This is a genomic window from Microvirga sp. VF16 (genome assembly GCF_016864375.1).
In the GTDB taxonomy this organism is placed as follows: Bacteria; Pseudomonadota; Alphaproteobacteria; order Rhizobiales; family Beijerinckiaceae; genus Microvirga.
This window is the reverse complement of the sequence record NZ_CP069356.1, coordinates 516,109-528,525: the sequence shown is the minus strand read 5'-3', so window position 1 is coordinate 528,525 and position 12,417 is coordinate 516,109. Positions and strand designations below refer to the sequence as shown.

Sequence of the window (12,417 nt, the reverse complement as noted above, 5' to 3'; positions counted from 1 at the left end):
TGGTTGTTCCCCGATAAGATGGAATGACGGGCTCTCGACTGGACGCCGGGCCCAAGCATCGAACGGAGAACACCCATGGGCGAGTATATCGGTCTTGACGTGTCGGTGAAAGAGACGGCGATTTCCGTGCGGCGGGACGGCAAGCGGATCTGGCGCGGCAAATGCCCGTCTGATCCAACCCTGATTGCGGAGATCGTCCGCAAGCGTGCGCCTGCGGCCCAGCGGGTGGTGTTCGAGACCGGGCCTTTGGCGGTGTGGTTCTATCATGCGCTCCAGACCGAGGGGCTGCCGGCGATCTGTATCGATGCGCGCCATGCCAAAGCCGCCCTCGCCATGGCGCCCAACAAAACCGACGCCAATGATGCCGATGGCCTGGCCCATCTGGCCGAGGTCGGCTTCAAGCGCGCGGCTGTGGCCGTAGCCCGCAAGTTGGCGGTCATCATGCACGCGATGCTGAAATCCGGCCAGCCGTTCAACTGGGCAATCAGCGCCACCGCCTGACCGGCCAGAACTGCTATGCGCCTGTCCTGAGGCGTGCCGAGGCGTCCCTGCCGGGACGTGGATGAACCATTCCGCCTAGGCTGTTGCACCGACGCGCCCATAGGCCCGGAGCGTGCGTTTGACACCTTGGAAGGTTCCTCCTGCGAAGCCCCATCATGCGGCGACTGCTGTCGACCGCGAAGACGACACTGCTCCCGGCAAACCACAGCCTCGGCACCAAAAGGGCTTGCATTCCAACGAGCGATTAGACGACAGCCAGGGTCAACCTTTCACCTTCCGGACGCTCAATGAACGTCAGCTCTGACCAGCTAGAGCTGACCAAGCCTTTTGGACCGAGGCGTGCCACTAGCCGACCTAGCGACGTGAGCTGATCACTTCTGGGAAGCTCGTCCATCGTATTGCGATGGGCATTCTCGTTTTGGCAGGCCTATTGCATTTCACTTAAATTTCTATAAGTCTCGACATATGGAACCAGAAAACGTCATTCTTGCCCTTGCGGCCCTCGCTCAGCCCACGCGTCTCAACGTCTTCCGTCTCCTGGTAAGGCACGAGCCCGAGGGCCTTCCTGCGGGCGACATCGCCCGGGAGCTGGCCGTCCCTCACAACACCATGTCGAGCCATCTCGGCATCTTGTCCCGGGCGGGGCTCATCCACTCCGAGCGCCGCAGCCGCTCGATCATCTATCGGGCCGATCTCGACCGCCTGCGCGAGGTCGTGACCTTCCTGCTCCAGGACTGCTGCGGCGGCCATCCGGATGTATGTGCCCCTCTCGTCGACGCGCTGACGCCCTGCTGTCCTCCGAAGGAGAAAGCCGATGGCTGACCATCGTCCCTACAACGTGCTGTTCCTATGCGCCGGCAACTCTGCCCGCTCGATCCTGGCCGAAGGTATCCTGCGCAAGGACGGCGCCGGCCGCTTCAACGCGTTCTCCGCCGGCAGCCAGCCAAAGGGTGTCATCAATCCATTCGCCCTGAAGGTTCTCGACAGCTTCGAGTATCCAACCGACGGCTTCCGCTCGAAGGGTTGGGATGAATTTTCCGGGCCGAATGCACCCGTGATGGACTTCATCTTCACGGTCTGCGACGCCGCCGCCGGCGAGGCCTGCCCGATCTGGCCCGGCCATCCGGCCTCGGCCCACTGGGGCATCGAGGATCCGGCAGCCGTTCAGGGCACCGACATCGAGAAGGAAAGGGCCTTCGTACAAGCCTTCAAGTACCTGAAGAACCGGATCGCCGCCTTCCTGGCCCTGCCGATGGCGAGCCTCGATCAAATGACTCTTACGCAGCACCTAACGGAAATCGGACGACTGGAGGGTACGACTTCCGGCACGGTGCTTCCCTTCGATCGCTCTTCGACCTGAGGTTTCCCATGGACGTCATCATCTACCACAACCCGGATTGCGGCACGTCCCGCAACACGCTGGCCATGATCCGCAATGCCGGCATCGAGCCGCATATCATCGAGTACCTGAAGACCCCGCCGACTCGGCTCCTGCTGCGCCAGCTCATCCAGCGTATGGAGGGCCAGGTCCGCGACGTCATCCGCGAGAAGGGCACACCGTACCATGAACTCGGCCTCGATGATCCAGCCCTGACGGATGACCAGCTCGTCGACGCGATGATGACGCACCCAATCCTGATCAACCGTCCCATCGTCGTCACCCCCAAGGGCGTGCGCCTGTGCCGGCCGTCCGAGGCCGTCCTCGACATCCTGCCACCGCAGCAGGGCGAATTCCGCAAGGAGGACGGCGAGATCGTAATCGACTCATCGGGACGCCGCGCCGCCACTGCCTGATCGAACCGTAATCTACCGACTTCAACCGCCAACGGGTCGCGGCAGCCATGGACAGCGGCTCAGGGAGATAACTCATGGCCTCACAACTCAAGCCCCAGCGCCTATCGTTCCTCGACCGCTACCTGACGGTGTGGATCTTCGCCGCCATGGCGCTCGGCATTGTCCTGGGCACCGCGTTCGAAGGATTGCCCGCCGCCCTCAACAGCCTCTCGTCCGGCTCAACGAACATCCCGATTGCCATCGGGCTGATCCTGATGATGTACCCGCCCCTCGCCAAGGTCCGGTACGAGGAGCTCCATCAGGTCTTCAAGGACAAGCGGGTGCTGACCCTCTCGCTCCTCCAGAACTGGATCATCGGCCCGACGCTCATGTTCGGCCTAGCCGTCCTGTTCCTGCGTAATCATCCCGAGTACATGACGGGGCTGATCCTGATCGGGCTGGCGCGTTGCATCGCCATGGTGCTGGTGTGGAACCACCTCGCGCGCGGCGACAACCAGTACGTCGCGGGTCTCGTCGCCTTCAACTCGATCTTCCAGATCCTGTTTTTCAGCGTCTATGCCTGGTTCTTCCTCGCCGTCCTGCCGCCCCTGTTCGGCCTGGAGGGCAGCGTCATTGACGTGAGCTTCAGGACGATCGCGGAGGCAGTCCTGATCTATCTAGGCATCCCGTTTCTGGCCGGCTTCCTGACCCGGCGCATCCTGACCGTCCGTAAGGGCCAGGAGTGGTACGAGCGCGTGTTCATTCCGAGGATCAGCCCGATCACGCTCGGTGCCCTGCTCTTCACCATCGTGGCGATGTTCAGCCTCAAGGGCGGCGACCTGGTGCGCCTGCCCCTCGACGCCGTAATGATCGCGATCCCGCTGTCGATCTATTTCCTGGTGCAGTTCCTGATCAGCTTCGCGATGGGCAAGCTGATCGAGACCGACTATCCGCGCACCACCGCCATCGCCTTCACGGCCGCCGGCAACAACTTCGAGCTGGCCATCGCGGTCGCGATCGCCTCGTTCGGCTTGGCGTCGCCCGTCGCGTTCGCGGCCGTGATCGGTCCGCTGGTCGAGGTGCCCGTGCTGATCCTGCTCGTCCATGTCGCCCTGTGGTTCGGCCAGCGGTACTTCACTGGTCTCCGCAGCCACCATACTGCCCAAAGGAGAGCCGCATGAGGCTGCGCCCCCTCCCCGACCCGCACCATTTGCCCGCCCTGGACCCACGATACGCCCATGCCCGGCCTGCGGGCGGCCTTGGGCCGCAGGGCCACAAGCCCCGCATCCTGCTTCTCTATGGCTCCCTGAGGGAACGCTCCTACTCTCGGCTGGCCACCGAGGAGGCGGCCCGCCTGCTCGAGCACTTCGGGGCCGAGACGCGCATCTTCGACCCCTCCGATCTGCCGTTCCCGGACCAAGTCGACAAGGACGACCATCCCGCCATCCGCGAACTGCGCGAGCACTCCATGTGGTCGGAGGGTCAGGTGTGGTGCAGCCCTGAGCGGCACGGGCAGATCACGGGACTGATGAAGGCGCAGATCGACCATCTGCCGCTCAGCATGGGCGGAATGCGGCCGACGCAAGGTCGCACGCTGGCGGTCATGCAGGTCTCGGGCGGGTCCCAATCCTTCAATGCGGTCAACACGCTGCGCATCCTCGGCCGCTGGATGCGCATGTTCACGATCCCGAACCAGTCGAGTGTCGCCAAGGCTTTCCAGGAATTCGACCAAGCAGGGCGGATGAAGCCGTCGAGCTACTATGACCGCATCGTCGACGTGATGGAGGAGCTGGTGCGCTTCACGGTCCTGCTCCGTCCGCAGGTTGCCTCGCTCACTGACAGGTACTCGGAGCGCAAGGAGGCCAACAGGCCCATCGACCCTGCGCAGGATCTCTCGTCGATCGCCATCGCGCCCCAGGAGCCTGTCCGGCGCCATGGCTGACATCCTCGATGTCGTCGTCATCGGTGGCGGACAGGCAGGACTGTCGGCTGCCTACTATCTCAATCGGTCGGGCCGGAGCTTCCTGGTCCTCGACGATCAGGACACGGGCCGGCGGCGCCTGGTTCCACGGCTGGGGCTCCCTCCGGCTGTTTTCCCCGGCCGAGTACAGCTCGCTTCCCGGATGGAGAATGCCTCCGAGTGGAACCGGTCGCTTTCCGAGCCGTGACGAGGTCATCGACTATCTCCGGCGCTATGAGGAGCGGTACGGCTTCCCGATCAGGCGACCGGTCCATGTCGAGCGCGTCACCACCGATGGCGAGTCTTTCGCCATTGAGACGAACAGTGGCACATTGCGTGCAAGGGCCGTCATCAGCGCCACGGGAACGTGGAGCCGTCCCTTCATCCCGGGATATCCGGACATCGGTCTTTTCAGGGGTACGCAGGTCCATTCCGCTCACTACAGGGATCCGGAATCCTTTGCAGGGCAAACCGTGCTTGTCGTGGGCGGCGGCAACTCCGGTGCCCAGATCCTTGCGGAAGTGTCGAAGGTCGCAAGGACCGTCTGGGTTACCCTCGAGCTTCCGAGGTTCCTGCCTGACGACATCGATGGTCGGGTGCTCTTCCAGCGGGCGACCGATCGCTTCAAGGGCGAGGCTTCGCCACTTGGTGGGCTGGGCAATATCGTGATGGTTCCTTCCGTGCTCGACGCTCGGCAGCGTGGTGTGCTGGAGAGCGTTCGGCCGTTCGTTCGCTTCACCTCCAACGGAGTGATTTGGACCGACGGAACGGAAACCCAGGTCGATACCGTGATCTGGTGCACAGGCTTCAAGCCTGCTCTGGACCACCTGCGTCCTCTCGGCATCATCGGACCGGGTGACCGGATCACGGTGGCCGGCAATCGATCCGTGCAGGTCCCCGGGCTTTGGCTGCTCGGCTACGGGGATTGGACGGGTTTCGCCTCCGCGACCCTGATTGGAGCAGCGCGGACGGCACGGGCGGCGATACCCGAGGTCCTGGGATTTCTCGAAGCGCATAGCTCAGCCGCTTAGGACCGGATGTACCCGATCCGCTAAGCGTGGATAGGATGAAGGCAGCCGTTTACCTGGGAGACACCTCATGGCTGAACTGGAACTCATTCGACGCGATTTGGATCAGGTGGCGGCTACAAGCTGGGCCCTGCAAACGCTGCTTGTGTGCCTCATAAGCCGCTTGGACAACCAGGAGCCGCGCATCACAGGTCTCCTCCGCAATGCGGTCGACGACGCAGCGAACCTCACGGAGCAGATCGCGGTCATGGGCGGACAGGACAGCATGCGGTGTGCCGCAGCGATCAAGGTTCTCGAGGAAGTCCGGTTGGCAGTGCAGGGACAGGACCAACTCAGGCAAGGTCTCTGAACTGCTGTCAATGGCCTCCGGGATCGCTTGCCGGATTACTGATGCTGCGCAGATGCGGCCCCATTCCGCGACTGTGCCCGTTCCTCGTCTGCCCGAACATCGTCCCCGGTCTGGAACAGATCCGACAGAACCCGCAGGAGTTCCTCGTTGATCGTGTATCGCACGACGCCCGTCGTCGCATTGCGCGCCGGGTGGACGATGCCCTCCGCCACGAACACGTGCAGGTTCTTGATGACGGTGCTCTTCAGGTCCTCGGTCGCTTCGGCCAGCTCGTCGGCCGTGTGGGGAATGCGGTTCTGCTTCATGTACAGGAAGAGCATGAACCGCCTTTCCTGCGAGATGATCGACAGCTTCTTCCGTAGGTCCGAGTAGCCGTAGGTCCTCGGATCCGGCTCGCCGGATTGAAGAATTCGCTCAAGCGCCTTGTCCAGACGCTTCTTGGCAAGGGGGCGTGAAGGCTCCATCGATCGATTATCGCGCCGCACTCGGCTCCGTTGTCAAGCTCCGCTGATCGTCGGATACGAAAGTCTCGTCAAACGAATACCCTGCCCCGCGCACGGTGCGGATCGGATCCACTTCGCGCGGTCCGTTAATGGCCTTGCGGAGGCGGCCGACGTGAACGTCGACCGTCCGCTCATCGATGTAGACGTCCGAGCCCCAAACCCTGTCGAGCAAGCGCTCACGCGAGAAGACCCGTCCTGGGTATTGCATCAGGTACTCGAGCAGTCGGAACTCCGTGGGGCCAAGGTGGATCTCGCGCTTGGCACGTCTGACCCGGTGGGACTCGCGGTCAAGTTCCATGTCTCCTGCTATCAGCAGGGTGGCTACCTGTCCCGGGCTCGCTCGGCGCAGGAGGGCCCGTACCCGCGCCAGCAATTCGGGCACGGAGAACGGTTTCACGATATAGTCGTCGGCCCCTGTCTCGAGACCCCGGATCCGGTCGCCCTCCTCCCCTCGCGCCGTCAGCATGATGACAGGCGTCCGCTGGGTCTCGGCGCGGACCCGGATCCTGCGGCAGAGCTCGATCCCGGACAGGCCAGGAAGCATCCAATCGAGAATGACGAGATCCGGAATCTGCTCACGAAGAGCGATCTCCGCCTCGTCGCCGCGGGCGGCGGTGTCGACCTGGTAACCCTCCGACTCGAGATTGTAGCGCAGGAGGAGTGCCAAAGGCTCCTCGTCCTCGACGATGAGAATCCGGGGATTCATCGACTGCCCCTCACTTTCAGCTATTCTTTACTTCCGCCACGGCGAAATTGGCCTGATCATCCTTCGGCCGATCAGCCACGAGGGTTTCGCCCCGCACGAGATAGTGGATCGTCTCGGCAAGGTTTGTCGTGTGATCGCCGATGCGCTCCACGTTCTTCGCGCAGAAGAGAAGGTGGACGCAGAACGAGATGTTTCGCGGGTCTTCCATCATGTAGGTCAGCAGCTCGCGGAAGAGCGACGTATAAAGGGCATCAACGGCCCCGTCCCTTTTCCAGACGTCGAGCGCCTTGGCGATGTCCTTCCCCGAATAGGCATCGAGAACGTCCTTAAGCTGAGCCAGGACGAGATCGCTCATGTGCTGGATACCCAGCACGGTTTTCGCGGGCTGTTGCTGTCCGGCGATCGCCACCACGCGCTTGGCGATGTTCTTCGCCAAGTCACCGATCCGCTCGAGATCGCCTGCGACGCGGATGGCGGACACCGTCTCGCGCAGATCCACGGCCATCGGCTGGCGACGTGCGATCGTCAGGATTGCCTGCTCCTCGATGTCGCGCTGAATGGTGTCCATCCGTGCGTCGGCCGAGATGACGGCCTGTGCCAAGGCCGTGTCCTGCCGTGTCAAGGCCACGGTCGCGTCGCCGAGCATCTTCTCGGCCAGGCCTCCGAGTTCCGAAATCCGTGTGCGGAGGTTGGCCAGCTCTGCATCGAAAGCCTTCATCATGTGTTCGGCCATGGCTCGCGTTCCTTCCTGAGCGCAAAAGGTGAAGCAGGACCAATCAGCCGAAGCGGCCGGTGATGTAATCCTGGGTCCGCTTGTCGTGGGGATTGGTGAAGATCTGCTCGGTCGCACCTTCCTCGACGAGTTTCCCCAGGTGGAAGAATGCGGTCCGCTGGGACACGCGCGCCGCCTGCTGCATGGAATGGGTCACGATGATGATCGTGAAGTTTTCCCGCAGCTCGTCGATCAGCTCCTCGATGCGCGCCGTTGCGATGGGATCGAGTGCCGAACAGGGTTCATCCATCAGGATGACCTCCGGTTCGACGGCGATGGCCCGCGCGATGCACAGGCGCTGCTGCTGCCCACCGGAGAGGCCCGTGCCAGGCTGGTTCAGGCGATCCTTGACCTCCTCCCAGAGGCCGGCCTTCCGCAGGCTGGTCTCGACGATCCCGTTCAGATCAGTCCCTGAACGGGCAAGGCCATGGATGCGGGGTCCATAGGCCACGTTCTCGAAGATCGTCTTGGCAAACGGGTTCGGCTTCTGGAACACCATCCCCACTCTTGCCCGGAGTTGGACCACGTCGAGGCCTCGATCGTAGATGTCCTGTCCGTCAAGCTCGATCTTACCGTCCACCCGAGCAATCGGGATCGTGTCGTTCATGCGGTTGATGCACCGCAGGAAGGTCGACTTCCCGCAGCCAGACGGCCCGATGAAGGCGGTCACGGACTTCTCGGCGATGTCCACGGAGACATCATGAAGTGCGTGCTTGTCGCCATAGTAGACGTTTACGCCGCGGGTCTGGATCTTGCACCGCTTCGAGGTCGCGGAGCCGTGCGCGTTGCTGACGACCGGAGCGGATATTTTTACGCCTTGAGCCATGGTTGCGTCTTTCGATTGGTTGTCGGCGGCCGTTACCACTGGAGTCTCTTGCGGAGACGATAGCGAAGCGCGATCGCGATCGCGTTCAGACCCAGGGTGAACGCCAGCAGCACGAGGCCGGCCGCCGCGGCATTCGCGTGGAAATCGCTGCCGGGGCGCGAGATCCAGTTGAAGGCCTGGATCGGCAGGACGGTGAAGCCGTCGAAGAGCCAGCGGAAGGAGATGAACGGGAACTCGCCCGTGATCGGCGCCTCCGGCAGGAATGCGATGAAGGTCAGCGCGCCGATGGTGATGAGGGGGGCCGTCTCGCCGAGAGCGCGGGACAGCCCGATGATCACACCCGTCAGGACGCCCGGCATCGCTGCCGGGAGCACGTGATCCCGCGTCACCTGGCCCTTCGTCGCACCGATGCCGTAAGCGGCCTCGCGGATGCTCCACGGCACTGCCCTGATCGCCTCGCGGGTGGCGACGATGATGATCGGCAGGATCAGCAGGGCAAGCGTGAGGCCCGCCGTCAGGATACTGCGTCCGGTTCCCAGCGCGTAAACGAACAGGCCGAGCGCCAGCAGGCCGTACACGATTGAGGGTACGGCCGCGAGGTTCGAGACGTTGATCTCGATGAGGTTGGTCATCCAGTTCCGGCGAGCGTATTCCTCCAGGTACACGCCTGCACAGACGCCGAGCGGGATGGCGACCGCGGCGGTCACGAGAATGACGAGGACTGATCCGACCCAGGCCGACAGGATGCCGGCCTGCGCCGCCCGCCGGGAGGGGAAGCTGGTGAAGAACTCGAGGGAGAGCCGGGGAACGCCCGCGATTGCGAGATCGAGCAGGAGGGCAGCCAAGGTCAGCAAGGCGAGTGCGACCGACCCGATGCCGAGCGCAACGAAGATCTTCTCGCGGCGGCGCCGGGAGTCGATCTGTCCCTGATCAAGCGTGCTGCCGCTACCTGCCGCAGCATCCGTTTTCAAAGCCAGTTCAGCCATCAGTAAGCCTCCCGGAACCGTGCGCGCAGCCAGAAGGCGAACACGTTGAAGAGCAGGGTGATGAGAAGAAGGGTCAGACCGGCCGCGAAAATCGTCTGGTAGCCGATACTGCCATGCGGCAGGTCGCCAAGCGCCACCTGCACGATGTAAGCGGTGATCGTGGCTGCCGGCTCACGCGGGTCAAAGGTAAGGTTCGGTTGCTGGCCCGCGGCAATCGCCACGACCATCGTTTCACCGACGGCACGGGAGATCCCGAGCACGAAGGCTGCGGCCACGCCCGAGATCGCCGACGGGAGGACCACGCGGAAGGCCGTCTCAAGCCGTGTCGCTCCGAGCGCGAGCGATCCGTCGCGGAGACCTTGCGGGACGGCTCGCATCGCGTCCTCGCTGAGGGATGCGACATACGGAATGATCATGATCCCGATGACGATGCCGGCGCTGAGGATGTTGAACCCAGGCAGGCCGGGAACGATCTTTTGCAGGAGCGGCGTCACGAACAGCAGGGCGAAGAAGCCGTAGACGACCGTCGGCACACCGCTCAGGAGCTCGAGCATCGGCTTGACGACTTCGCGAACCCGCGGCGGCGCGAACTCGCTCAGGTAGACGGCGGTGATGAGGCCCAGCGGGCCGGCGACGCAGAGCGCGACCAGCGTGCTCAGGAGCGTCCCGGACAACAGGGGAAGGATGCCATAGCGGGGATTGGCGAACAGCGGCGTCCAAACCGTATCGGTCAGAAACTCCGTGATCGGCACGGTCTGGAAGAACGTCGCAGACTCGTAAACGAGGACGACCACGATCGCGATGGTGACGAAGACAGAGAAGGCCGCGCAAAAGAAGAGTGTTCCCTCGAAGAGCCTCTCGCGCAGGTAGAGGGTTCGAAGCTGAGCGGAGCTCAACCGAGAAGCCATGGGATTTCCCTTTTTCGCACGGTTGAGAGGCGGCTGACCATGACGTCCGCCACCTCCCGGTTAGTGGGTCAATGAGGATTTACGAGCGGGTCTCGCGCTTCATTAGATCGTCAAGCGACACGCCGACCTCCGGCACGCCACCAAAGACGGATCCCGTCTTGCCTTCATTGAACTTCTTGAGGGCGGCCTGGTAGGCCTGCCCCGGCAGCGGGAGGTACTTGACCTCCGTCACGAGCGGAACGGCTTCCTTCATCGCGAACTCGACGTACTGCTTGACCTCGGGCTTCTCAGCCGCCTTCTTGCTTACGTAGATGAAGAGCGGGCGGGCGAGCGGGTTGTAGGTGCCAGCCGTGACGGCCTCGAGGGACGGCTTCACGCAGCCCTTGCCACCGTCGACGCCAACAGCCTTCATCTTGGCCGCATGCGGGGCATAGTAGGCGAACGGAATGTAGCCGAGGGAGTTGGCATCATTCTCGATCCCCTGGACCAAGACGTTGTCGTCCTCGCTGGCCGTGTAGTCGGCGCGCGTTGCCTTGGCCTTTCCGTTAACGGCCTCGGTGAAATAGTCGAACGTGCCGGAGTCGGAGCCTGCGCCGTAGAGCGTGATCTTCTGGTTTGGCCATTTCGGATTGACGTCGCTCCAGTTCATCACCTTGCCCTGGGCGGCGGGCTCCCAGATCTTCTTGAGCTCGGCAACCGTGATGCACTCGAGGAAGGTGTTCTTCGGGCTGACGGCAACGGTCAGGGCGTCGAAAGCGATCGGCAGCTCGTAGAACTCAATCCCGGCCTGCTTGCAGGCTTCGATTTCCTCCTTGAGGATCGGGCGCGAGCCGTTGGAGACATCGGTCTCCCCACGGCAGAACTTCTTGAAACCGCCACCGGTGCCGGAGATGCCGACGGTCACGCGGACCTGACCCTTGGTCTGGCCCTGGAACTCTTCGGCGATGGCCTCGGAGACGGGGAAAACGGTGCTGGAGCCGTCGATTGTGATCGTCTTGGTCTGGGCGAACACGGGCGAGGTGTAAACAGCCGCGATAACCGCGACGCTTGCAAGATAGCGAATTTTCACAGGACTTCTCCCTGTCGGTGCACTGGAGTACGAAAAGGCGGTGCCGAGCTCATCGGCTCAACGCGCAGACCGGTATCGCTGCTGCATGCCAGTCATATGAATGTTCGATGACAGGTATGTGACAGTCGGGTTCCTGCCAGAGAACGGGGTCCGCGTCGGCTTTCGGTGCCAGCAAAGTCAGTCGCGCGTTCGAACCTGCTAACGTGACCCTTCGGTCTCAGTTCCCCGCTGGCTTCCCATCGCAAATGAACCGGGAGGCTGATGCAAGGTCATGCCTTGGCCGTTCTCATTGTGAAGCGTAACTCCTACCGAGTGATGCCTCGATTGCGCTCTTTTGCTTACTGCTGACAGTCAGAGGGTATTACGCCCAGGTCTACGTCGCGCTGGTTTGATCGAAGAGAGCCTACGTCATGACCGCTCACCGTCCGCTTGACGCAAAAATCCTGGCCGCGTTCAAACAGGCTTGGGCAGAGATCCGCCTCGATGTGGCCGACGATCTCTTCCGGGCGCTCAAAATTCTCGACGGGGCCGGGGCCCGGCTCGCCATTGGACGAGGCGTATTTCACCTTTTCCGCCACTCCCAAGGACCGCAAGCGCCCGAGGCAGCCACTCTAATCCGCCTTTATTCGAATATCCTAGAAATACCGCTTGACGAGCAACGCGGGCGGGTCCATGATATTTCCATGAACGTCGAACAAGCAGCCAAGCAACTTGAAGCGCTCGGGAACACCACCCGGTTGCAGGTCTATCGCACCCTCGTGCGGGCCGGAGAGGCGGGTTTGCCCGTCGGGCAGATCCAGGAGCGCCTCAAGATTCCGGGGTCGACGCTCTCGCACCATCTCCAGCGTCTCCTGCTCACCGGGCTGGTGACGCAGGAGCGGCAGGCCACGACGCTCATCTGCCGGGCCAACTACCCGGCGATGAACGGCCTCATCGGCTTCCTGGCCGACGAGTGCTGTGCCGATGCCGGATGCGCGCCCCAGGCGGAGAACGCCGCCTGATTTATTTTTGCCAGCTATTTCCAAACTACCGGAAA

Annotated in this window: 14 protein-coding genes and 2 pseudogenes; 9 read left to right on the top strand and 7 right to left on the bottom strand. The window is 62.8% G+C overall.

What is annotated here, in order from left to right; all coding sequences use genetic code 11:
- Window positions 1-75: 75 nt before the first annotated feature.
- The 8 genes and pseudogenes from JO965_RS34800 to JO965_RS34765 all read left to right on the top strand — a co-directional run.
- Window positions 76-405, top strand: a pseudogene (locus tag JO965_RS34800) (transposase); the annotation flags it as partial.
- Window positions 406-966: 561 nt separating this feature from the next.
- Window positions 967-1,323: a helix-turn-helix transcriptional regulator gene (locus tag JO965_RS34795; RefSeq protein ID WP_203446521.1), complete on the top strand. Its 357-nt coding sequence runs from the start codon at window positions 967-969 to the stop codon at window positions 1,321-1,323.
- The gene (locus JO965_RS34790) at window positions 1,316-1,861 is read left to right on the top strand and encodes an arsenate reductase ArsC (protein ID WP_203446520.1); all 546 of its coding nucleotides are present in this window, start codon (window positions 1,316-1,318) and stop codon (window positions 1,859-1,861) included. Before JO965_RS34795 ends, JO965_RS34790 begins: the two co-directional genes overlap by 8 nt.
- A gap of 8 nt (window positions 1,862-1,869) precedes the next feature.
- Entirely contained in the window at window positions 1,870-2,295 is a 426-nt protein-coding gene (gene arsC, locus JO965_RS34785) for an arsenate reductase (glutaredoxin) (protein WP_203446519.1), read from the top strand.
- A 74-nt stretch (window positions 2,296-2,369) separates the two neighbouring features.
- Entirely contained in the window at window positions 2,370-3,455 is a 1,086-nt protein-coding gene (arsB, locus tag JO965_RS34780; protein WP_203446518.1) for an ACR3 family arsenite efflux transporter, read from the top strand.
- Window positions 3,452-4,216: an arsenical resistance protein ArsH gene (arsH, locus tag JO965_RS34775; protein WP_203446517.1), complete on the top strand. Its 765-nt coding sequence runs from the start codon at window positions 3,452-3,454 to the stop codon at window positions 4,214-4,216. Before arsB ends, arsH begins: the two co-directional genes overlap by 4 nt.
- Window positions 4,209-5,265: pseudogene (locus JO965_RS34770) on the top strand (ArsO family NAD(P)H-dependent flavin-containing monooxygenase). Before arsH ends, JO965_RS34770 begins: the two are co-directional and overlap by 8 nt.
- A 67-nt stretch (window positions 5,266-5,332) precedes the next feature.
- Window positions 5,333-5,611, top strand: a complete 279-nt coding sequence (locus tag JO965_RS34765; RefSeq protein ID WP_203446516.1) for a hypothetical protein — start codon at window positions 5,333-5,335, stop codon at window positions 5,609-5,611.
- Between the two features lie 35 nt (window positions 5,612-5,646).
- Here JO965_RS34765 and JO965_RS34760 read toward each other — a convergent pair whose 3' ends face one another.
- From JO965_RS34760 to JO965_RS34730, 7 genes are all read right to left on the bottom strand, one after another.
- Window positions 5,647-6,075, bottom strand: coding sequence for a hypothetical protein (locus JO965_RS34760; RefSeq protein ID WP_203446515.1), 429 nt, complete (start codon window positions 6,073-6,075; stop codon window positions 5,647-5,649).
- A 7-nt stretch (window positions 6,076-6,082) separates the two neighbouring features.
- Window positions 6,083-6,820: a phosphate regulon transcriptional regulator PhoB gene (gene phoB, locus JO965_RS34755; protein ID WP_203446514.1), complete on the bottom strand. Its 738-nt coding sequence runs from the start codon at window positions 6,818-6,820 to the stop codon at window positions 6,083-6,085.
- Between the two features lie 16 nt (window positions 6,821-6,836).
- Window positions 6,837-7,553 carry a phosphate signaling complex protein PhoU gene (phoU, locus tag JO965_RS34750; RefSeq protein ID WP_203446513.1) on the bottom strand — a complete coding sequence of 239 codons (717 nt, stop codon included), beginning with the start codon at window positions 7,551-7,553 and terminating at the stop codon, window positions 6,837-6,839.
- Window positions 7,554-7,596: 43 nt separating this feature from the next.
- Complete coding sequence (pstB, locus tag JO965_RS34745; protein ID WP_203446512.1) at window positions 7,597-8,418, bottom strand: phosphate ABC transporter ATP-binding protein PstB; 822 nt, start codon at window positions 8,416-8,418, stop codon at window positions 7,597-7,599.
- Window positions 8,419-8,450: 32 nt separating this feature from the next.
- Window positions 8,451-9,404 (bottom strand): phosphate ABC transporter permease PstA, encoded by a 954-nt coding sequence (gene pstA, locus JO965_RS34740; RefSeq protein ID WP_203446511.1) that lies wholly within the window; start codon window positions 9,402-9,404, stop codon window positions 8,451-8,453.
- Entirely contained in the window at window positions 9,404-10,312 is a 909-nt protein-coding gene (pstC, locus tag JO965_RS34735; protein ID WP_203446510.1) for a phosphate ABC transporter permease subunit PstC, read from the bottom strand. The genes pstA and pstC overlap by 1 nt, the downstream gene beginning before the upstream one ends.
- Before the next feature lie 79 nt (window positions 10,313-10,391).
- Window positions 10,392-11,381 carry a PstS family phosphate ABC transporter substrate-binding protein gene (locus JO965_RS34730; RefSeq protein ID WP_203446509.1) on the bottom strand — a complete coding sequence of 330 codons (990 nt, stop codon included), beginning with the start codon at window positions 11,379-11,381 and terminating at the stop codon, window positions 10,392-10,394.
- 683 nt (window positions 11,382-12,064) lie between these two features.
- Between JO965_RS34730 and JO965_RS34725 the strand changes: the two genes are divergently transcribed.
- Window positions 12,065-12,382, top strand: a complete 318-nt coding sequence (locus JO965_RS34725) for a helix-turn-helix transcriptional regulator (RefSeq protein ID WP_203446686.1) — start codon at window positions 12,065-12,067, stop codon at window positions 12,380-12,382.
- The last annotated feature ends 35 nt before the right edge of the window (window positions 12,383-12,417 follow it).

What these genes read in the sequence shown, in the direction of transcription:
- pstB (WP_203446512.1), bottom strand. Translation starts at nt 8,418, where the DNA reads ATGGCTCAAGGCGTAAAAATATCCGCTCCGGTCGTCAGCAACGCGCAC.
- pstC (WP_203446510.1), bottom strand. Translation starts at nt 10,312, where the DNA reads ATGGCTTCTCGGTTGAGCTCCGCTCAGCTTCGAACCCTCTACCTGCGC.
- JO965_RS34795 (WP_203446521.1), top strand. Translation starts at nt 967, where the DNA reads ATGGAACCAGAAAACGTCATTCTTGCCCTTGCGGCCCTCGCTCAGCCC.
- JO965_RS34790 (WP_203446520.1), top strand. Translation starts at nt 1,316, where the DNA reads ATGGCTGACCATCGTCCCTACAACGTGCTGTTCCTATGCGCCGGCAAC.
- arsH (WP_203446517.1), top strand. Translation starts at nt 3,452, where the DNA reads ATGAGGCTGCGCCCCCTCCCCGACCCGCACCATTTGCCCGCCCTGGAC.
- JO965_RS34725 (WP_203446686.1), top strand. Translation starts at nt 12,065, where the DNA reads ATGAACGTCGAACAAGCAGCCAAGCAACTTGAAGCGCTCGGGAACACC.
- phoU (WP_203446513.1), bottom strand. Translation starts at nt 7,553, where the DNA reads ATGGCCGAACACATGATGAAGGCTTTCGATGCAGAGCTGGCCAACCTC.
- JO965_RS34760 (WP_203446515.1), bottom strand. Translation starts at nt 6,075, where the DNA reads ATGGAGCCTTCACGCCCCCTTGCCAAGAAGCGTCTGGACAAGGCGCTT.
- arsC (WP_203446519.1), top strand. Translation starts at nt 1,870, where the DNA reads ATGGACGTCATCATCTACCACAACCCGGATTGCGGCACGTCCCGCAAC.
- arsB (WP_203446518.1), top strand. Translation starts at nt 2,370, where the DNA reads ATGGCCTCACAACTCAAGCCCCAGCGCCTATCGTTCCTCGACCGCTAC.
- pstA (WP_203446511.1), bottom strand. Translation starts at nt 9,404, where the DNA reads ATGGCTGAACTGGCTTTGAAAACGGATGCTGCGGCAGGTAGCGGCAGC.
- JO965_RS34765 (WP_203446516.1), top strand. Translation starts at nt 5,333, where the DNA reads ATGGCTGAACTGGAACTCATTCGACGCGATTTGGATCAGGTGGCGGCT.
- phoB (WP_203446514.1), bottom strand. Translation starts at nt 6,820, where the DNA reads ATGAATCCCCGGATTCTCATCGTCGAGGACGAGGAGCCTTTGGCACTC.